This is a genomic window from Lactobacillus sp. UMNPBX4 (genome assembly GCF_002554115.1).
Taxonomy (GTDB): Bacteria; Bacillota; Bacilli; order Lactobacillales; family Lactobacillaceae; genus Lactobacillus; species Lactobacillus gallinarum.
The window spans coordinates 24,430-46,708 of record NZ_PCZF01000011.1 but is presented as its reverse complement, the minus strand read 5'-3'; the positions used below and the strand labels follow the sequence as shown (position 1 = coordinate 46,708).

Here is a 22,279-nt window from a genome sequence, read left to right as displayed (position 1 = left end):
TATAAGAACATACTAATGGCATTGTTATATAATGAAAAGACTCACAATTTATATTAGGAGTGTTTTTATGGTCGAATCACAAAATAATTCCAAAAAGATGATGTGGACCACCCTAGCAATGATGGCGTTCTCCACTGTGTGGGGCTTTGGTAACGTTGTTAATGGGTACGTCTACTTTGACGGGACAAAGGTTGTCTTTAGCTGGATCGTCATGTTCCTTCTCTACTTTGTTCCTTATGCCTTAATGGTTGGTGAACTTGGAGCTACCTTCAAGAATGCTGAAGGTGGGGTTTCCTCTTGGGTAAATGCCACTATGGGCGCAAAATGGGCATATTATGCAGGTTGGACTTATTGGGCTTGCCACGTCGTATATATTTCTAGTAAAGGTACCGGTGGCTTAAGAGCTATGGCTTGGGGCATCTTTGGTAACACCAGATGGTACGACGGATTACCTACTGCTTGGACACAATTTGCAACATTAGTTGTATTTTTATTCTTCTGCTGGGTAGCAAGTCGTGGTATTCCTGTATTAAAGGGCTTAGCAACTATCGCAGGTTCTTCAATGTTCATCATGTCAATTTTGTTTATCATCATGATGTTTGCCGCTCCGGCTATTAATCCAGGAGCAGGATTTTACCACATTGATCTTAATTGGAAGAATTTAATGCCAACTTTCAACGTTAAATACTTTACTTCTCTTTCAATCTTAGTATTTGCCGTTGGTGGCTGTGAAAAGATTTCGCCTTATGTTAATAAGGTAAAAGATCCTTCCAAGAATTTCCCTAAGGCAATGATGGCATTAGCAATCATGGTTATGGTATCAGCAATTTTAGGTACCTTTGCCATGGCATTGATGTTTGATCCGAAGGTCGTTAATGCTAATTTGAATGAATATATTTCAAATGGTGCCTACATGGCCTTCCAAAAACTAGGCGAATACTACCATGTTGGTGGATTATTCATGTACATCTACTCATGGTGTAATGTAATTGGTCAATTCTCCACCTTAGTAATTAGTATTGACGCACCGCTTAGAATGCTTTTGGGAAGTAAAGAAGCAAAAGAATTTATTCCTAAAGGTTTATTCAAGCTTAACAAGCATGGTGCTTATATCAATGGTATTTGGATGATCGTTGTTTTATCAGGTGGTTTAATTGCTATCCAAGCATTTGTTCCTAACGCACAAGCTGTAATGGCTCAATTAGTTAAGTTAAACTCAACTACCATGCCACTTCGTTACCTTTGGGTATTTGCAGCTTATATTGCTTTAAGAAAGCATCAAAAATCATTTGAAACCACTTATCAAATGACTAAATCTCAGGGATTAGCTTATACCGCAGGTATTTGGTGTTTCTTAGTTACTGCAGCATGTTGTATTTTTGGTATTTATTCACCAGATCCATTTACATTAATGCTCAATATCTTAACACCAATCATCTTAATCGCATTGGGATTGATTCTTCCTGGTATTAAAAAATATCAAGAAGCAAAGGCCAATTAGATATAGATATAACAAAAAAGACCGTTGACAGCGGTCTTTTTTTATTTTTTAATTTCATTTAGATTAAAAATGAGGTGGAAAAATATGACATTACCTTTTAAAGCTGTTGCAGTTGACATGGATGGGACATTCTTAGATGATCGTAAGCAATTTAATCATGAACAATTTGATCAAATACTTACGGAATTAGAAAAAAGAAACGTTCATTTTATCGTAGCTTCTGGTCGGCCATACACTAGATTAAAGCAAGACTTCGGTGATTTTGCTGAACGCATGGATTTTGTTTCTCTCAATGGTTCTATGCTAGTTGTTAACGGTGAAACAGTTGCTTCTTATCCGCTAAAACGTGAAACTGCTCTTAGTCTACTTAAAGAAGTCAGTGACAAATATGGTAAAGTAGCTCCTATGGTCTTCGAAACCGATGTAGCCTACTTCCACAAAGCTATTCCTAAAACTGAGCGTGACTTCTTAGCATACTTCGCTGGCAAAAGTGCAGTTGTTGATCATTGGTCAGATTTACCCAACAAGGATATCTTGCAAATCACTTTTAGTTTAGACAATTCTAAGGCGCCAGAAATTGAAAAAGAATTCAATGAAAAGCATGAACAAAAAATTTCTGCATTTGGATCTGCTAATACTGCTATTGATACTAATGTTTATGGTATCAATAAAGGCGCCGGTTTAAAGCATTTATTAGCCAAATTAAACTTAACTGGTGATGATCTAATCGCATTTGGTGATGGCGGCAACGATATTGCTATGCTTGATTTTGCAAAATACTCTTATGCTATGGCTAACGGGATGCCAAGTGTTAAAGAACATGCTAAATATATCGCACCTGCCAATACTGAAAATGGTGTCTTCAGGGTCCTACAAAAATATTTAGACGCTGAGAAATAGATATACAAAAAAGGCAATGAACCTAAACGTTCACTGCCTTTTTTAATGAAATAAATTATTTGGTCAACTTTTCTGTACTTTCAAGTAATTCAGCACGTTGAGCTAAATTCATGTAAAGTCTGTTGTTTGAAACAGCGATACCTTCAATTTCACGACCAGTGTGGAATTGATAAGTATCCTTGACTTCACCATTACGAGCAATTTTAGCAATTACATCGTTAAATGCAAGATAGAAGTTGTCATTCTTAGCATCGTATGTGAAACCTTGAGTATAAGTATTTGAAACAATACCAGTCTTAGTTGCACCTACCATAGTTGGATACCAGTTATCACCTTTACGGTTGAATTCCCAGTATTCAGTTTGGTTCTTTTGCTTGTTGTAAAGAGTTGTATACATCTTGTGATCACTTACAATAACACCATCATGGAAGTAACGGCCTTCTGAGTCGCTACCATTCCAGCATTTGAATGTCCAAATCTTATTAATGCTCATATCGCTCTTACGGATTTGAAGCAATTCTTCTGATCTATTGCTCTTATATGATGTCTTATTATCATAGTTAACTACATAAATATACTTATCAGTTGCGCCCATAGCTTGACCGTGACCAATTGGGATATATGGACTTACCTTAATATTTTTAACGTAAGAATTGAACTTCTTTTGAGACATATCAAGCAAGTATTGACCATTAAAAGCATTAGTCAAATGGTTTAAATTATAAGCAATGATGTGACCATTAGAAATTTTAGTACTGCTGAGTAAACTAGTGTAAAGCCAGCCGTCTGACATAGCAATACCTTCTGGAATATGACCTACACGGTTAATGTAATCGTCGTCTTTAATGTCTCTAGCAACACTAAGTAAAACTGGTTGGAAGAAACGAGTCTTAAAGGTCATATTACCATTATCAGTAGTGTAACTGTGCTTTGCTTTATCCGGAGCAAAGTCAGTCTTAGTTACGTAGTTAGATGAACTACCATAGTAAGTCTTCCAAGATTTTAGGTCACCACTAAATGGTTGTGCTGAAACACTATCTGCATCAGCAACGCCTTCTTTAGTACTCTTTCTTACAGTAACTTTTACAGTAGCTTTAGCACTACCATAACTATACTTAACCTTGTAAGTACCTGGTTCAGAACAATCAATTGCATCTTCAGAAATTGTAATATCTTGGGTAGGAATAACGGTTCCCATATAGTTAGTTACATAACTAACTGCATCTTCTGGAGCAAAATCAGAATGACTATTTCTTACTAAACTTACAGTCTTAGGAACAGCAATAGTGTTTCTAGTAAACCAGTTTTGGTTAACATATCCTACTTTACGGCCATTAACATAAATGCGCCAGTAGGTACCGTTTTGAGTTTTAATTCGTTGATCAGATTGAATATGAGCATATTGATAGTCACTGGCATCTGCTAACTTCTTAACAGGCTTACCATTCTTAATGCTCTTATAAACATTGTAATGCTTATTACTACCTACTTTAACCATCAAATCGTAAGAAGTACTGGTTTGAACTGGCTCCTTTTTAGCAGTTGAACTATCTTTAGCTTTGTCTGTTTTAGTAGTTGACTTAGAATTAGCGGCAAAAACAGGATTTGAATAACCCATTAATAAACCAACACTAAGTGCAACAGCTGATGTGGCAGTTAAAATCTTATTTGTATATTTCAAGCTTGTCCTCCTACAATATTACAACAGTATTTTACATAGTTATTATAATATATAAACAATATTCTCAAAAATACAATTTGAATACAAGTAAATCTCTTTATTTGACACTTTTATTACGAAGTGATTTAATTAGCACAGTACTTAAAAGAGTGCTAATTAATACGAAATAAATTTAGGAGGCAAATATATGCTAGTACCTACAGTTATTGAACAAACTGCTCGTGGTGAACGTGCTTATGACATTTACTCACGCTTATTAAAAGATAGAATTATTATGTTGAGTGGCGAAATTAACGACCAAATGGCTAACTCAATTATTGCTCAATTGCTTTTCCTTGATGCACAAGATAACACTAAGGATATTTCACTTTACATTAATTCACCAGGTGGTGTAATTACTTCTGGTCTTGCAATTATGGATACTATGAATTTCATTAAATCAGATGTATCAACTATTGCAATTGGTATGGCTGCTTCAATGGCTTCTATTCTTTTGACTAGTGGTACTAAGGGTAAGCGTTTCGCATTACCTAACTCTACTGTACTTATTCACCAACCTTTAGGTGGAGCACAAGGTCAACAAACTGATATTCAAATTGCAGCTAACGAAATTTTAAAGAGTCGCAAGAAGATTAACGAAATCTTACACGAAACTACTGGTCAACCTTTGGAAAAGATTCAAAAGGATACCGAACGTGATAATTACTTAACTGCTGAAGAAGCTAAGGAATACGGTTTAATCGATGAAATTATGGTTAATAAGAAGAAGTAATCATAAATTATAATCAAAAGAGGATTTGCGTGTGCGAATCCTCTTTTTTTAATCTCTCAAATTTTCAGCCAATTCATGTAACTTTTTGAATCGATGATTAACACCAGATTTTGAAATAGGTCCATCCGGAATTTGATCCGCTACTTCTTTTAAAGTTAATTCTGGATGAGCTAATCTAAAACGTGCTAAAATCTGTAACTTTTCTGGTAAGCTGTCGATTCCTTTTTCTTTTTGAATCAACTGAATATCTTCTACCTGTTTTGCAGAAGCGGAAGCCGTCTTTTTCATATTAGCTGTATCACAATTAACCAAGCGATTAACCGAATTACGCATGTCTCGCATGATTCGTAAATCTTCAAAATTTAGCATAGCATTTAATGCTCCAACTACATGCAAAAAATCTCCGATTTTAGCTGCTTCCTTAAGGTAGACAATGTAACCTCGACGACGTTTCGTCATCTTAGCATTCAAATAAAAATACTCATTCATCAACTTAGCTAAATCTTCATTATGATCTTCATAAGTTGAATAAATTTCTAAATGATATCTACTAGTCTCAGGATTATTAACGCTACCGCCAGCTAAAAAAGCACCTCTAAGATAAGACATTGCACCTTCCCGTGACTTCATAATTCTCTGTGGAATTCTGGTAACTAATCCTCGAGCAGGATCCCAAATATTTAAGTTTTCCAATATTTCTTGCACGTCACGATTAAGTCGAACTAGATACTGATTATTCTTTTTTAATTTCATCTTACGAGAAACAATCAATAATGGTTCAATTCCATATGCAACTTTAATCAGTTTAAAAATTCTTCGTGCAATAGCGGGATTTTCTGTAGTGATATCTAGACTAAATTGATGATCATGAAGATTTAAAACCCCATTCATTCGCAAAAAAGCAGCTAACTCTGCTTTAGCATGCTCTGGATGCACCTCAAGCGAAGTTAGCTCCTTTTTGACTTCACTAGCATAACTAGCCATTATTTTCCTTCATTCTTTTACGTGACATTGCTTCAAATGCCAAATTCATTATTTCCTTTGCTACTTTTTCTCCATCATGAAAGACCAACCCGTGTCGTTGATCAATAAAATCATCGGTAATAACACGACAATTTTGCGCTCTCAAACCATTAAAGTCATTCTTAACAGGTTCAAGATATGCATCATAATCCTCTGGGTGGAATTTACTCATATCAATTTTAGCTCCGTTAACTAAAGCTGTATTGATATAGTTTCCACCTAAGTGACGATTGATTACCTCCACGTGCTCTGCATCGCTAAAGTGATCAGTTTCTCCACGTTGAGTCATGATATTACAAATATAAACTACTTCAGCCGGGGTTTCTCGAACCGCTTCACCTAAATTAGAAATCATCAAATTAGGCAAAATAGAAGTAAATAAACTACCTGGACCTAAGACAACTGCATCTGCCTGCATTATCGAAGCTAAAACAGGTAAAACTGCTTTAGGTGTGGCATTCGAATTAGTATCTGTTACCCAAACACGTTTGATTCTTTTATCTTTTGAGGTAATCTCCGTTTCCCCGGCTTCCGTGGTACCATCAATAAACTCGGCGTTTAACGTTAAAGGTTCGTTAGATGCTGGAAAGACGTGGCCGTCGACCTTCATCATTTTAGATAAAGATTGAACAGCATCAAAAATATTCCCATGCATTTCATTCAAAGCTGCAATGATCAAGTTACCAATAGCGTGGCCTGAGAAGAATGCATCAGATGAATCAAACCGATATTGAAAAATGTCTTTTTCTTCTTGTGGCAAATCACTTAAAGAAACTAACACATTTCTAATATCACCCGGTGGAACAACGTTAATAAAATTTCTGATAGAACCAGATGAGCCACCATCATCGGATACCGTAACAATGGCAGTAATTTCCGCATTTTGATCTTTCAATGCATTTAGAATAACTGGTAACCCAGTACCACCACCGATAACTACTACCCGCGGACGTCTGCCTTTAATTACGCGCACAATTCGCGTTTCTCCATATGACATCGCGATATACCTACTTTCTAATGTAGCGACTTACCTCACGGTGAGTTATATCAACTGGATATTTTTTGGATAAGTCACGAGCAAGTTGTTGTGCAATTGATACACTACGATGTTGACCACCAGTACAACCAATTGCAATTGTCAATTTTTCTTTTCCTTCTTTAATATAACCAGGAATAGCGGTTTCTAATAAATCCAATAATTTTTGATAGAAAACCAGTGTCTCTTCTTTATTCATTACATAATCAAAGACACGCTTATCTAATCCTGTGAATGGACGCAACTCCGGAATATAGAATGGATTAGGCAAAAAACGCACATCCATTACAATATCCGCATCAATTGGCATGCCATACTTAAAACCGAATGACATTACTTCAATTGAAAATGGCTGACGCTTACGGTCACTGAAAGTATTAATTAACTTCTGTTTTAAATCTTTAGTAGATAAATTAGACGTATTAATGATGTAATTTGAACGATTTTTGATTGGCATCAAAATACGACGTTCTTCTTGAATGCCATCTAACAAACGTCCCTTACCATTATTAGCTAGTGGTGGAAGCCGTCTAGTTTCCTTGTAACGTGCTACTAACACATCATCTGAAGCATCTAAAAAGAGAATAGTAGCTTGAACGTTGCTATTATCTTCGAGTGAATTTACCTCATCTAATAAATCTGTATAAAAAGTTTTAACACGTAAATCAATTACTACTGCTACCTTATGGAAATCATTTGAATTATTAATTAAATCCCAAAAGCTTCCCAATAATGTTGGTGGCAAGTTATCAACTACGAAGTAACCCATATCTTCTAAATCATGAGCCACAACAGTTTTGCCTGCCCCACTCATTCCTGTAACAATTAATAATTGTTTCTTATCATCAGCCATTGTTAGCCCTCCTTCTGTAAATTATATCATACCGGGTGTTCCATTATAGTGCAAAAAAAAGAGACCATCGCAGCCTCTTTTTCATAATTATTAACGGTGCATAAATGCAACGACTATTTCATTGATACCAAATACTAACAACCAAAATGCAACTAACCATACTAAACTCAAAGCTGCAAAAAGTGGGTTAAAGATCAAGAAAATAGCAATAACTAAACTTAGAATGTTCAAAACTAAGTTAAAGATAAAGTATCCTGTTGAAAAGTCACGCAAGTGCCATGAAAAGACAATTCCGACAGCTGAGTCGACAAAGAACCAAATTGCAAATAAATATGCAATGGTCAATCCACCAATATCATATGAGCATAAGAACAAAATACCCACAATGATATCTAAAATACCTGAAATAAGTGCTACCCAACTACGTGCAAAGAAAGCACGAAAACGTGAATAACCAGCAAGCCATACTAAACCTTGCAAAATTGACAAAATACCAAAGATTAATACAAATGCATGCAATCCCTTGGCTGGATGTCTAAGAAGCAAAAAAGCAACAACAACCATTAATACACCAGCGATAAAGGCGCCCCAATCGAAGCCATGATTATCTCTAGAACTTGAAAAAATGTCCATTATTCGTCCTCCTTGGTGCCTATTTTACACTTATTCGAGGATAAAAACACTTACGCATTACTTTTTATTTTCCGCATCCCTAGTTAACTTAGTATCACGCTTTAAAACTGGCTTTAAATATTGACCAGTATAGCTTTCTTTCACCTCCGCTATTTCTTCAGGCGTTCCTGTAGCAACAACGTTACCGCCACCTTCACCTCCTTCAGGTCCTAAATCAATAATCCAGTCAGCGTTTTTAATCACATCTAAATTATGTTCAATTACTAGAACAGTGTTTCCTTCATCAACTAAGCGCTGCAAAACTTCAAGCAAACGTTTAATATCATCGGTATGCAGACCTGTCGTTGGCTCATCCAAAATATAGAAATTCTTACCAGTTGATAATTTCTGCAATTCTGCAGCCAACTTCATTCTTTGGGCTTCCCCACCTGATAAAGTTGTAGCAGATTGACCTAATTTAACATAGCCTAAACCTACATCAACAATAGTCTGCAATTTACGTGCAATTTTAGGAATATTTTCAAAGAACTTGCATGCTTCATTAATTGTCATATCAAGCACTTGAGCAATATTCTTTTCACGATAAGTTACTTCCAAGGTTTCTGAATTATAACGACTGCCATGACAAACTTCACATGGGACATACACATCTGGCAAGAAATTCATTTCGATCTTAATAATTCCGTCACCATGACATGCTTCACAGCGGCCGCCTTTAACATTAAATGAAAAACGAGCCTTAGTATAACCTCTCATTTTAGCTTCATTTGTTTGAGCAAAAAGCGTACGAATATCATCGAAAACGCTAGTATAAGTAGCCGGATTACTACGTGGGGTACGTCCAATAGGACTTTGATCAATATCGATAATTTTTTCAATATTTTTATAGCCACGAATTGACTTATATTTACCTGGCTTAGTTGAATTATGGTTTAACTTTTGCGCTAATGCTCGCTTTAAAATCATATTAACTAAAGTTGACTTACCTGAACCAGAAACACCACTCACTACGACAAATTTTCCTAAAGGAAAATCAACGTTAATATTCTTTAAATTGTTTTCTTGTGCACCGGTAATAGTGATCTTCTTACCATTACCCTTGCGGCGTTTTAATGGCACAGGAACAAACTTTTTTCCCGACAAATATTGACCAGTCAAAGACTTAGGATTTTTCTCCACTTCTTCTGGTGTACCTTGAGACATTACCTTACCGCCGTAAACGCCGGCGCCTGGTCCCATATCAATCAGATAATCGGCTTGGCGCATAGTCTCATCATCGTGTTCAACCACAATCAAAGAATTGCCTAAATCACGCATTCTCTTAAGTGAAGCAATCAAACGATCATTATCACGTTGATGAAGTCCAATTGAAGGTTCATCTAAAACATACATAACTCCTGATAAGTTAGAACCAATCTGAGTAGCCAAACGAATACGTTGAGCTTCTCCACCAGATAAAGTATTGGCAGAACGAGAAAGGGTCAAATAATCTAATCCAACGCTGTCTAAGAATGAAAGACGATCACACACTTCTTTCAAAATTGGTTTAGCAATTACAGTTTCTTGTTCACTTAATTTGACGCTCTTAAAGAAATCTAAGGATTTATTGATTGAAAGTTCAGAAGCTTCAGCGATATCCTTGTCCATTACCTTTACAGCCAAAGCTTTTCCATTTAATCGCTTACCGTGACAAGTTGAACAAGTCAGCTCTGTCATATACTTGCCCATCACATCGCGCATAAATTTGGACATTGGATGTTTATAGCGTCTTTCAACATTATCCATTACCCCTTCAAAAGGCTGGGTTGTGTCATTAACGCCAAAATCCCCTGTAACATGAAATTTCACTGGCTTAGTTGAACCGTGAAGAATCGTTTCTCTTTGCTTTTTAGTTAATTTATTAAAAGGCTTGTCCATTGGAATATCAAGTGCTGCACAAGCTTGTTCTAACATTTCAGTGTAATAATTAGACGTCTTCCATGGAGCTAACGCACCTTCTGCCAAAGTTTTGGTCTTATCAGGTACAACCAAATCTTCATCAACGGCTAAATTCATCCCTAATCCATCACAATCAGGACAAGCACCAAATGGCGCATTAAATGAAAATAGTCTTGGCTCCATTTCGCCTACTGTAAAACCACACTTAGGGCAAGCATAATATTCAGAGAAGTTAAGCATCTCCCCGCCAATAACATCAACATTCATGTAGCCATCAGATAAACGAAGAGCTGATTCAATTGAGTCAAACAAACGAGATTTAATACTATCTTTCACGATTAAACGATCCACAACAATATCAATATTATGTCGCTTATTTTTAGCTAAATTAAACTCTTCTCCAATTTCGTGCATCTCACCATCAACAATAACACGAACATATCCAGCACGTTGTACTCGTTTAAAAACTTCCTTGTGTTCACCGCGTTTAGCACGAACAACGGGAGCTAACAATTGGATTTTAGTTCTTTCGGGTAAAGACATGATTCGGTCTACCATTTGATCAACCGATTGTCGTTCAATCAAAGTTCCATCATTCGGACAAATTGGATGACCTACACGAGCCCATAAAAGACGTAAATAATCATTGATTTCGGTTACTGTTCCGACAGTTGAACGTGGATTATGTGATGTGGTTTTTTGATCAATTGAAATAGCGGGATTCAACCCATCGATTGAATCAACATCTGGTTTATCCATCTGGCCCAAGAATTGTCTAGCGTAACTAGAAAGTGATTGTACATAGCGTCTTCTACCCTCTGCATACAAGGTATCAAAAGCTAAAGAACTCTTTCCAGAACCTGATAGACCAGTAACTACTACTAATTGGTTTTTAGGAATAGTTATATCAATATCCTTTAAATTATGTTCTCGTGCACCACGAATAACGATCTTATCATTTACCATTAAAAGCTTTCCCCTTTTTTGTCTTTGGTTTTCTAGATGACTTTTGTAAATCGATAATAGCATCCCGTAAGTTTGCTGCCTCTTCAAAGTCCAACTTTTTAGCGGCTTCCTTCATCTGCTCTTGCAAATTCTTAATCATCGTCTTCTTTTGACTAGCAGTCAATTCATCGAAGTTCAAATCAGCAAAACTATCAGACTTTTTATCTTTATCATCACTTGATGGCTTCGTAATAGAAATTACATCTTGAACAGGCTTGATAATTGTCTTAGGTGTAATTCCATGTTCTTTATTAAACTCTTCTTGAATCTTACGCCGTCTCTTAGTGGCATTGATTGCGGCTCTCATAGAATCAGTAATCGTATCGGCATACATAATTACTTCACCATTTGCATTACGAGCCGCACGACCCATTGTTTGAACTAGCGGACGATATGCACGCAAAAAGCCTTCTTTATCTGCATCCAAGATAGCTACCAGTGAAACTTCTGGCACATCAATACCTTCACGTAACAAGTTAATTCCGATTAACACATCAAATTTACCTAAACGTAAATCACGCAAGATTTTCATTCGCTCAAGTGTCTTAATGTCAGAGTGCAAATATTGCACTTTGATTCCCAGATCCTTTAAGTAATCTGTCAGATCCTCTGCCATCTTTTTGGTCAAAGTAGTAACAAAGACTCGTTCATTGCGATCAATCCGTTTATTAATTTCGCCAACTAGATCATCGATCTGCCCTTCAATCGGCCTTACTTCAATCTTCGGGTCTAGTAAGCCTGTTGGTCGAATAATTTGTTCAACCTTATGATCAGTTCGCTCTAATTCATAATCACCTGGCGTAGCAGAAACATACAGTATTTGATGAACATGCTTTTCAAATTCAGATAACTTAAGTGGACGGTTATCAAGCGCTGATGGTAAACGGAAACCATAATCAATCAACGTCTGCTTACGATTGCGGTCACCATTATACATCGCACGAATTTCGGGCATAGTCGCATGCGATTCATCAATTAAAATCAAGAAATCATCAGGGAAGAAATCTAGCAAAGTATAAGGCGGTTCTCCAGCTTTTCTACCTTCCATGTGACGAGAATAATTTTCAATTCCGTTAGTATAGCCAACTTCACTCATCATTTCCATATCATATGTAGTACGTTGCTTAATTCTCTCGGCTTCAAGTAGCTTGCCTTCGCCTTCAAACTTCTTTACCTGAATTTTCATTTCTTTAGAAATCTCTTTAAGCGCGCGCCGCAATTGTTCATCATTAGTCATAAAGTGCGTAGCTGGGAATAAAGAGATACTTTCTCTTTCACCAATTACTTCTCCAGTCAAAGAGTCAATTTCAACAATGCGATCTATTTCATCCCCGAAAAATTCGATACGATAAGCATGATTCGAGTTACCAGCTGGGAAAATCTCTACCACATCGCCGCGAACACGGAAACGTCCCCGTTGAAAATCGATATCGTTGCGGTCATATTGCAAGTTTACCAAATCACGCAATAATACATTACGATCATATTCTTGACCTTCATGAATCATCAAAACGCTACGGGCATATTCTTTAGGATCACCTAAACCATAAATTGACGATACAGAAGCTACGACAATAACATCGTTACGCTCCATTAAAGCTGAAGTAGTGGCGTGTCGCAACTGATCGATTTCATCATTGATAGCCGAATCCTTTTCGATATAAGTATCGGATTGAGGAACATAAGCTTCTGGCTGATAATAATCGTAGTAAGAAACAAAATACTCAACTGCATTATGAGGAAAGAAACTTTTAAACTCGCCATAAAGTTGACCTACTAAAGTTTTATTATGCGTAATTACCAAAGTGGGCTTATTCAAGTTAGCAATAATATTGGCCATAGTAAAAGTCTTACCAGTACCAGTTGCACCCTCCAAAATTTGTTCTTTATAGCCTTTTTTAAAGCCAGCAGTTAATTTATCAATAGCCTGCTCCTGGTCTCCAGCAGGTTTAAATTTAGATACTAATTCAAATTTGCGATCTTTTTGTCGTTTAATCATGGTCAAAAACTCCTCATGAAAAAAGTTGGACCAAATTGTCCAACTTTCTAATTAGTATTTATATTTTACTACCACGAACGTGTTTTCGCACGAAATATGCCCATTTTATTTAAGAAGTTCAGCTAAAGCTGCTTGGTAGTCTTGTGCAGCCTTCTCTGCAGTTGCGATATCCTTCTTATTTACACCAACATAAGCCTTGATAACTGGTTCAGTACCTGATGGACGAAGAGCAACCCAAGTTTCATCATCTAAGAAGTACTTCAATACGTTTGATTCTGGGAATTCTTCAAGTGGTGTAACATTACCATTTTCAATAGTTTCTTTCTTCAAGAAGTCTTGAATCTTGTTAACTTTGACACCATTGATTTCGCTTAAATGTTCATCACGCAACTTGCTCATGAGGGCTGCCATCTTCTTTTGACCGCCGATACCTGGCATTTCGATAGCCTTGGTAATTTCATAAGCTACACCGTACTTCTTCCAGATTTCTTGCAAGCCATCAAAAACAGTCATGTCCTTAGAAGCATAGTAACTAGCAACTTCGGCAAACATCAATGCACCTTGCATAGCATCCTTGTCTCTAGCAAATGGTTTGAATAAGTAACCATAACTTTCTTCAAAGCCCATGAGGAACTTAACATCGCCAGCCTTCTTCATGCGGTCAACTTCTTCACCGATATACTTGAAGCCAGTCAAAACGTGTTTAGTCTTAATGCCAAAATCTTCTGCAATCTTAAATGGTAAAGCACTTGAAACAACTGAAGTAACGATTTCATAATCGCTAGTCAACTTGCCACTTTCTTTCATATGAACAAGCAAGTAGTAAGCCATCAAAGTAGCAATTTGGTTACCAGTCAAAACTTGGAAGTCGCCATCAGATTTTCTAACAGCTGCACCCATTCTATCAGCATCTGGATCAGTAGCAATGATTACGTTAGCATTAACTTCATCAGCTAATTTAAATCCAGGCTTGAAGACATCACGATATTCCGGGTTAGGCTTAATTGTAGTTGGAAATTCTGGGTCAATGATTGATTGACTAGGAACTGGAATTACATTGTCAAAGCCACCTTGTCTAAAGGCACGATCATAAAGCATCTTACCTGTACCATGAAGTGGTGTGTAAATAATCTTTAACTTATCAGCATTTGCTTTAACCATTTCAGGATCAACCGTTACTTGCTTTAATTCATTCAAATAGTCTTCATCAACATCTTCACCGATTAATTGCAAAGTACCATTTGCCCGTAATTCTTGGACAGGTGCTGCCTTTACACTAAAAATGTCAGTTACTTTTTGAGCATATGCAAATAAACGATCTGCGTTTTCTGGTGCCATTTGTGCACCATCTTCACCATAAACCTTGTAACCATTATATTGCTTAGCATTGTGAGAAGCAGTGATATTAATACCTGCAAAAGTATGCAAATGACGAACAGCATATGAAAGTTCAGGTGTTGGTCTTAAATCATCAAACAAATATACGTGAATCCCGTGTGCACCTAAAATACGTGCTGCATGTTCCGCAAATTCTCTTGAGTGATATCTTGAATCAAATGAGATAGCTACACCGCGCTTTTTAGCTTCTTCACCATTTTCATCAATCAATCTTGCTAAGCCTTCAGTAACTCTGCCAACTGTAAAAAGATTGATTCTATTAGTTCCGGGTTCAAGACGACCTCTCATTCCGGCAGTTCCAAAATTGATATCTTGACCAAAGGCATCTTCAATCCATTTTTCATCTTTACCTAAAGTATCTAATTGATCCTTTAAATAATCAGGTAAATTATTAGCATTTTGCCATTCTTCAAAAACTTCTTTTGCGTTCATATTTTCCTCTATTCATCAAAATAAATACGTATCGGATTTTAAAGCTGTCTTTAACTTTTTATTATCTAGTAACAATTATAAAACTTCTGCTTTATTAATTTAACGCTTTAACTACTAAAAAGTCATTTTTTTATTTCATTTTTAGCTGGAATGACTCTGTCTTTTCTGATCTATATTATTAACAATAAAAGACATGCTCATCTGAACATGTCTTTTCATCCTTATTTTATTAAAAATTAAAGGCGAATTTCTGGCTTAGGATCTCTGCCCATCATTTGCTTAATTTCTTCAGCTACATCAGTGTTTTCGTAAAGAACACGGTAAATAGCTTCACAAATTGGCATATCGATGTTCTTTTCTTCGCTAAGTTCATGAACGGCTTTAACAGTAGTTGCACCTTCTACAACTTGACCCATGTTTTCAAGAACGTAATCTAAGCTCTTGCCTTCACCGATTTGTTTACCGGCACGCCAGTTACGTGAGTTAACTGAAGTACAAGTTACGATCAAGTCACCAATACCTGATAAACCACTAAAAGTCATTGGCTTAGCACCAAAGTAGTTAACACCTAAACGAGTAATTTCAGCTAAACCTCTAGTCATAAGTGCTGCCTTAGCATCATCGCCGTAGCCTTGTCCTACTAAAATACCAGCTGCAATGGCGATAACGTTCTTAACGGCACCACCAACTTCTACACCAACTAAATCATCATTTGTGTAGAAACGAACATAATCATTTGAGAAAATCTTTTGAACTTTCTTAGCATTTTCTTCATCAGTTGAAGCACATGCAATAGCAGTTAAATCTTTTTGAGCTACATTTTCAGCATGACTTGGACCTGAAATAGCTACGATCTTATCTTCATCATTTGGATAAACTTCTTCAGTCAAGATTTCTGAAATAAGCTTCTTAGTACCTGGTTCAATACCTTTAGTTGCAGTAACTAAAAGTGGCTTAGCACCTGTCTTGTCCAATACCTTACGTACATTCTTAGCAACAATTCTTACTGCCTTAGTTGGTAAAACAAATAAAACTAATTCTGCACCATCAAGTGCTTCTTCAAGGTCTCCAGTAGCCTTAGTAGTTTCATTTAATTTCCAATCTTTCATGTAGTGACTATTGGTATGAGTTTTATTAATTTCTTCGTTAACACTATCAATGTTACCGTAAAGAGTCACATCGTTTCCGTTATCGGCTAACATTGAACCTAAAACTGAACCCCATGAACCATTACCTAAAACTGAAATCTTTGTCATTTTTTCTCTCAAACTTTCTATATTGAAATTTTTATCTAAACTAATCTCTTGTATATGGATATTTTAACCCACTGCCTTGCAAATACCACTTTGGTTTAACTACTTTACGACGATAAATCCATAAAATAATTGTTGCAATAAATAAAACCAAGCTCAGTGCCTGCGATACACGAATCATTCCAAAAGCATACAAACTATCCGTTCTCAGACCCTCGACAAAGAATCTTACTACACTATACCAAAGAAGATAAGTCATGAAAACTTCTCCTTGTTTAAAGACATGTTTTCGATGACGCAGAGCCAGAATTAAAATTAATCCTATCAAGTTAAAAAAAGACTCATAAAGAAAAGTAGGTTGATAATATGTCCCACCTATTTTCATCTGCTGAATAATAAACTCAGGCAAATGAAGACTTTGTAAAAAATGAAGGGTAGTTGGACCACCATGAGCCTCTTGATTTACAAAATTACCCCACCGACCTAAAATTTGAGCGGCCATTACACCAGGTGTAATAATATCTAGCATCAAAAAAGGTGGCAACATTCTTTTGTAACAAAAAATCAAGAGTACTATTAATCCTGCAATTAATCCGCCATAGATGGCAATTCCACCATGCCAAATAGCAATAATTTGATCTGGATGTTGAGAATAATAACCCCATTCAAAAATTACGTAATATATTCTAGCACCTACATAGCCTAATGGCACGGCCCATAAGAGTAAATCAATAAAATCATCACTGATTATTTGTCTCTTCTTTCCTTCCTCAATGGACATCCACGCAGCAAGTACGATTGCTACGGCCATAATAATACCGTACCATTTTACGCTTAAATTTCCTAATTGAAATGCAACTGGATTAATTACCATATTAATCATTATGATGTGGCTCCTTGTTCGTATCCTCTTTTGAATGTTCTGAAATTAAACTGGTCAAATTATTATCAAAAGTTTGTGCAGCATCGTAACCCATTTGCTTAGCTCTAAAGTTCATCGCAGCTACTTCAATAATACTTTCAATGTTACGTCCGACCTTAACTGGAATATTAACCTGTGGAATAGGGACGTTGCAAAGCGTACGTGCATTTTCTTCAAAGCCTAAACGATCATAGTTAGCCTTAGGATCCCAGTTAACCAAGTTAATTACCAATTGAATCTCAGTTCTGCTCTTAACAGCACCGGCACCAAATAAGTTCATTACATCAATGATCCCGATACCTCTGATTTCCATCAAATGACGCAAAATCTTCGGAGCTTCACCTACAACAGTGTTGTGATCTTTTTGGAAGGCATCTACTCGGTCATCCGCAATCAAACGGTGGCCTCTTTGAACCAAACCTAAAGCCGTTTCAGATTTACCAACACCAGAAGCGCCGGTTAGCAGGACACCCATACCTTTAATTTCAACCAAAACTCCGTGAATACTAGTTCTTTTAGCTAAACGCGCACGTAAATATTCAGTCAAAATACTTGAAATATAGGTGGTTGATTCTCCAGTCCGCAAAATTGGAATCTGAGCTTCTTCTGCGGCTTCCGCTAATTCTTTAGGCACAGGTAAAGAACGTGATATCAAAAAGCATGGTGTAGCCTTAGTAGCCATTTTATTAAATACATGCATTCTAATATCGTGGTCTAATCTAGCAGCATATGAGATTTCAGTACGACCCAATAATTGAATACGTTGTGCAGGATAAAAATCAAAGTATCCCGTTAACTCCAATCCTGGACGATAAATATCAGAAACATATATTTCATCATCTTTAATATATTCATGTCCTTGATACACCTCAAGAATACTTTTATTGTCTTCAATTAATTTGCTTAATTTTACTGCATCGGCCATAGTTTTTTACCTCCCAACTATTTATCGATATCTTTTGTAGTCACATTTTTAGCTTGTTTGCGGGGACGGGATTGTGACTGAGTGGAATTAACATTTTTAAACCAATCATAGTAATTACCACTACTTGGCATATTATTCTTATTTTTTCTTCCCGTAAACCCAATCAACCAAATAATTGCGATTGCAATTAAAGCGACTGGCAACAATAGAATAAATGCTTTAAAAAAGACAAATAATAAACTTAATATGATTAACGCTATTAAAACTAACGTTACAATGCCTAAAAAACTCATCTTTCATTTACTCCGGATTTTCTTGACTAAGAAGCCATTGCAAATATGAATAAATAAATGGCTGCAGTTTTCCATCCATTACGCCATTAACATCTGCAGTTTCATATCCTGTGCGTAAATCTTTAACCAAGTTATATGGATGGAAAACGTAAGATCTAATTTGAGATCCCCAACCGATTTCTTTTTGATCACCTTTTAAAGCCTGCTTTTGCTTCCGCTTCTTCTCCTCTTCTAAGTGAAAAAGCTTTGCTCTCAATTCATTCATTGCAGTTTCACGGTTTTGAAGCTGCGAACGCTGAGCCTGAGAAGTAGTCACAATGCCTGTAGGCAAGTGAGTAATTCTTACCGCACTAGAAGTTTTGTTAATGTGCTGTCCACCAGCACCACTAGAACGATAAACATCAACTCGTAAATCTTTAGGATCAATATCAATTTGAATACTGTCATCTATTTCAGGAATCACTTCTACTGAAGCAAAAGAAGTGTGCCGTCTTTTGGCCGCATCAAAAGGTGATATTCTAACCAATCGGTGAACTCCATTTTCTGATTTGAGCATCCCATAAGCATTTTTGCCGCTTATTCTAACGCTTACGCTCTTAAGTCCAGCTTCTTCACCAGGTTCATAATCATTAATCTCAAACTTAAAACCTGCTGCATCACAATATCTTTGATACATCCGGAAAAGCATTTGACCCCAATCCATCGCTTCAGTACCACCGGCACCTGGGTGGATTTCAAGGAGTGCATTATGACTATCGTATTTACCTGATAACAATAAGTCTAATTCATAATTATGAAACGCTTCTTGCAGATTTTTTAAATCAGTTTCTACTTCTTGATGCAAATCTGGATCTGGTTCTTCACGTAAAAGTTCAAGCGCAGTGGTTTCATCTTCATAGCCCTGTTGCAATTTCAAAAACGAATCACGTTTTTCTTTTAACAGATTATTGTCACTAATTAATTTTTGCGCTTTCTCTTGATCATTCCAAAAATCCGGTTCAGCCATCTTTGCTTCATTTATTTCGATGCTTTCATCAATTGCATCTAAGTCAAAGAGACCCCCTAAAGTGATCTAGGCGTTTCTTTAATTCGTCTAGCACACTTTGAATTTCACTAATTTCCATTTAAACTCAATTCCCTTTACTAATAATTGCAAAAAAAGGGAAGCTGTTAACTCCCCTCTTTCTTTATTAACGACTAAGATTTTGTCTAATTTCAGCCTTCATGAACAAACGAGTTACATCAAATTCAATATTTGAAATCATTTCTTCAAACATTCTGTAACCAGAATCTTGATATTCAACAAGTGGATTAAGTTGTCCATAACCACGAAGTCCAATTGATTGACGCAATTGATCCATTGCATCAATGTGATCAGTCCAGCGATCATCAACAACACGTAAGATAACAACTTTTTCGAATTCAAGCATTTGACTAGGATCGCCTAATGCCTTTTCCTTATCTTCAAAGTTCTTTTCCACAATGTCGTATAACTTCTTCTTTAAGTCCTCGACACTAATAGTCTTAAAGTCAATTGAATCTGTAACTTGTTCAGAAGTTAAACTTGAAGAAATAAAGTCGCGCAATGAATCAAGACGCCATTCGCTTCTATCGCCTTGAGTAAACATATCAACTTGACTATCAATTGTACGGTGAATCATCGGAACTAAAACATTCTTTAATGATTTATCAGCATTAATTACTTGCATTCTTTCACCGTAAATAATTTCACGCTGAATACGCATAACATCATCGTATTGCAAAGTTTGCTTACGAGTATCGTAGTTGTTACCTTCAACACGCTTTTGAGCTGATTCAACTTGGCGAGTGATTAAACGACTTTCAATTACCTTATCATCATCATTGTCTGATAAACGATCCAAGAAGTCTTTAACACGGTCTCCACCGAAACGCTTCATCAAGTCATCTTCAAGTGATAAGTAGAAACGAGTGTAACCTGGGTCACCCTGACGACCAGAACGACCACGAAGCTGGTTATCAATACGACGTGATTCGTGACGTTCAGTACCAATTACGGCTAAACCGCCAAGTTCCTTAACACCAGGCCCAAGCTTAATATCAGTACCACGACCAGCCATGTTAGTAGCGATAGTAACAGCTCCACGTTGACCGGCATTCATAATAATTTGAGCTTCTTTTGCGTGATTCTTAGCGTTTAAAACAGCATGTGGAATACCTGCTTCATCAAGCAAATTACTCAATCTTTCTGAACTCTCGATGGCTACAGTACCAACTAGCACAGGTTGACCTTTAGCATGGCGCTTCTTAATTTCTTCAACTACAGCATGGAATTTTGAATCCAAAGTTGGATACAAAATATCAGGCATATCTTTTCTAGCAATTGGACGGTTAGTTGGAATTGTGATTACCTGCATATTGTAGATTTCACGAAATTCTTCTTCTTCAGTCTTAGCAGTACCAGTCATACCAGATAACTTCTTGTACATTCTGAAGAAATTCTGGTAAGTAATTGTAGCTTGCGTCTTTGATTCTTCTTGAATCTTAACGCCTTCCTTAGCTTCAATTGCTTGGTGTAAACCGTCTGAGTAACGACGTCCTTCCATTACACGACCAGTGAATGAGTCAACGATTAAAACTTCGCCGTCTTGAACAACGTAATCGATATCCTTAAGCATGATGTAGTTAGCACGAAGAGCTTGATCGATGTGGTGAACCAACTTTTGGTTTTCAACATCATATAAGTTTCTTAAACCAAAGTGCTTACATGCCTTTTCAATCCCAGTTCTAGTAAGAGAAATGGTCTTGGTTGGCCAATCGATCTTATAATCGCCATGATCTTCGTCATCATCTGCATCGTCATCGCTCTTATCTTCAGATAAAGTCTTAACAAAGCGATCTGCACGAATATAGTCACTATTTGCTTGTTCAGCTTCACCAGAAATAATCAAAGGTGTTCTAGCTTCATCAATCAAAATTGAGTCAACTTCGTCGATGATGGCGTAATTAAGTGGACGTTGTACCATTTGCTCTTTATAAACAACCATGTTGTCACGCAAATAGTCAAAGCCTAATTCTGAATTAGTTGAATAAGTAACATCACAATTATAAGCTTCACGCTTTTCATCTGGAGACATTGAATTTAAGTTCAAGCCCACAGTTAAACCAAGCCACTTATAAAGTTGACCCATTTCCTCTTCGTCACGACTTGAAAGGTATTCGTTAACAGTAACAACGTGTACACCCTTGCCTTCAAGCGCATTTAAGTATACAGGCATGGTTGCTGTCAAAGTCTTACCTTCACCAGTCATCATTTCGGCAATGTTACCATAGTGAAGTGCAATACCACCTAAAATCTGAACGTGGAAAGGATAAAGACCAAGCACACGCTTGGCACCTTCACGAGCAACAGCAAATGCTTCTGGCAAAAGATCATCTAAGCTTTCACCCTTCTTGAGTCGTTCACGGAACTCAGGAGTTTTAGCTTGTAATTGCTCATCAGTAAGCTTGCTCATTTCATCGGCATAGCCTTCTACCTTGTTGGCATATTTTTCGAATTTCTTAAGTTCTCTTTTATCGTCGTTATATAATTTCTTTAAAATATTTACCATTAAATCGGTCCTTATATATCGTAAAGTCTAAAAATACAGATTAATTTTAACATGATTATTTACAAATTTAAAATATTCCAAATAAAAACCTCGCGTTTATCTCACGCGAGGTTTGACACTAGTAA

At 36.6% G+C, this 22,279-nt stretch carries 17 protein-coding genes; 3 read left to right on the top strand and 14 right to left on the bottom strand.

Annotated elements, in window-relative coordinates:
• Nucleotides 1-67 precede the first annotated feature (67 nt).
• Together CP355_RS03580 and CP355_RS03575 are read left to right on the top strand one after the other, a co-directional pair.
• On the top strand, nt 68-1,501 hold the full coding sequence (locus CP355_RS03580) for an APC family permease (RefSeq protein ID WP_098043908.1): 1,434 nt from the start codon (nt 68-70) through the stop codon (nt 1,499-1,501).
• Nucleotides 1,502-1,585: 84 nt separating this feature from the next.
• Nucleotides 1,586-2,401: a Cof-type HAD-IIB family hydrolase gene (locus CP355_RS03575; RefSeq protein WP_087175648.1), complete on the top strand. Its 816-nt coding sequence runs from the start codon at nt 1,586-1,588 to the stop codon at nt 2,399-2,401.
• Nucleotides 2,402-2,456: 55 nt separating this feature from the next.
• On the opposite strand, the gene CP355_RS03570 is transcribed toward CP355_RS03575, so the two are convergent.
• Nucleotides 2,457-4,082 carry an SH3-like domain-containing protein gene (locus tag CP355_RS03570; protein ID WP_098043907.1) on the bottom strand — a complete coding sequence of 542 codons (1,626 nt, stop codon included), beginning with the start codon at nt 4,080-4,082 and terminating at the stop codon, nt 2,457-2,459.
• Between the two features lie 187 nt (nt 4,083-4,269).
• On the opposite strand from CP355_RS03570, the gene clpP reads away from it, so the two are divergent.
• Nucleotides 4,270-4,854, top strand: coding sequence for an ATP-dependent Clp endopeptidase proteolytic subunit ClpP (gene clpP, locus CP355_RS03565; protein ID WP_005718663.1), 585 nt, complete (start codon nt 4,270-4,272; stop codon nt 4,852-4,854).
• Nucleotides 4,855-4,902: 48 nt separating this feature from the next.
• On the opposite strand, the gene whiA is transcribed toward clpP, so the two are convergent.
• From whiA to secA, 13 genes are all read right to left on the bottom strand, one after another.
• Nucleotides 4,903-5,838: a DNA-binding protein WhiA gene (gene whiA / locus CP355_RS03560; RefSeq protein WP_025005150.1), complete on the bottom strand. Its 936-nt coding sequence runs from the start codon at nt 5,836-5,838 to the stop codon at nt 4,903-4,905.
• Entirely contained in the window at nt 5,831-6,874 is a 1,044-nt protein-coding gene (gene yvcK / locus CP355_RS03555) for a gluconeogenesis factor YvcK family protein (protein WP_025005151.1), read from the bottom strand. The genes whiA and yvcK overlap by 8 nt, the downstream gene beginning before the upstream one ends.
• Nucleotides 6,875-6,884: 10 nt before the next feature.
• Entirely contained in the window at nt 6,885-7,766 is an 882-nt protein-coding gene (rapZ, locus tag CP355_RS03550) for an RNase adapter RapZ (protein WP_098043906.1), read from the bottom strand.
• Between the two features lie 90 nt (nt 7,767-7,856).
• A complete protein-coding gene (locus CP355_RS03545) occupies nt 7,857-8,399 on the bottom strand; it encodes an HdeD family acid-resistance protein (RefSeq protein WP_098036550.1) in 543 nt (180 codons plus the stop codon).
• Between the two features lie 57 nt (nt 8,400-8,456).
• Nucleotides 8,457-11,303 (bottom strand): excinuclease ABC subunit UvrA, encoded by a 2,847-nt coding sequence (uvrA, locus tag CP355_RS03540; protein WP_098036549.1) that lies wholly within the window; start codon nt 11,301-11,303, stop codon nt 8,457-8,459.
• Nucleotides 11,293-13,341: an excinuclease ABC subunit UvrB gene (uvrB, locus tag CP355_RS03535; protein WP_056945509.1), complete on the bottom strand. Its 2,049-nt coding sequence runs from the start codon at nt 13,339-13,341 to the stop codon at nt 11,293-11,295. The genes uvrA and uvrB overlap by 11 nt, the downstream gene beginning before the upstream one ends.
• Before the next feature lie 105 nt (nt 13,342-13,446).
• Nucleotides 13,447-15,171, bottom strand: coding sequence for a phospho-sugar mutase (locus CP355_RS03530; RefSeq protein WP_098036547.1), 1,725 nt, complete (start codon nt 15,169-15,171; stop codon nt 13,447-13,449).
• A 236-nt stretch (nt 15,172-15,407) separates the two neighbouring features.
• Nucleotides 15,408-16,427: an NAD(P)H-dependent glycerol-3-phosphate dehydrogenase gene (locus tag CP355_RS03525; RefSeq protein ID WP_025005155.1), complete on the bottom strand. Its 1,020-nt coding sequence runs from the start codon at nt 16,425-16,427 to the stop codon at nt 15,408-15,410.
• A 40-nt stretch (nt 16,428-16,467) separates the two neighbouring features.
• Nucleotides 16,468-17,307, bottom strand: a complete 840-nt coding sequence (gene lgt, locus CP355_RS03520) for a prolipoprotein diacylglyceryl transferase (RefSeq protein WP_198995851.1) — start codon at nt 17,305-17,307, stop codon at nt 16,468-16,470.
• Nucleotides 17,300-18,271 carry an HPr(Ser) kinase/phosphatase gene (hprK, locus tag CP355_RS03515; protein WP_098043905.1) on the bottom strand — a complete coding sequence of 324 codons (972 nt, stop codon included), beginning with the start codon at nt 18,269-18,271 and terminating at the stop codon, nt 17,300-17,302. Before hprK ends, lgt begins: the two co-directional genes overlap by 8 nt.
• A gap of 17 nt (nt 18,272-18,288) precedes the next feature.
• Nucleotides 18,289-18,564, bottom strand: coding sequence for a hypothetical protein (locus CP355_RS03510; RefSeq protein WP_025005157.1), 276 nt, complete (start codon nt 18,562-18,564; stop codon nt 18,289-18,291).
• Between the two features lie 7 nt (nt 18,565-18,571).
• Nucleotides 18,572-19,688, bottom strand: a protein-coding gene (gene prfB, locus CP355_RS03505) for a peptide chain release factor 2 (protein WP_164477382.1) whose coding sequence is annotated in 2 segments (ribosomal slippage) — nt 18,572-19,615 and nt 19,617-19,688 — 1,116 coding nt in all. Because the reading frame shifts where the segments join, the coding sequence is not laid out codon by codon here.
• Nucleotides 19,689-19,754: 66 nt separating this feature from the next.
• On the bottom strand, nt 19,755-22,154 hold the full coding sequence (gene secA / locus CP355_RS03500) for a preprotein translocase subunit SecA (protein WP_087235407.1): 2,400 nt from the start codon (nt 22,152-22,154) through the stop codon (nt 19,755-19,757).
• Nucleotides 22,155-22,279: the final 125 nt, after the last annotated feature.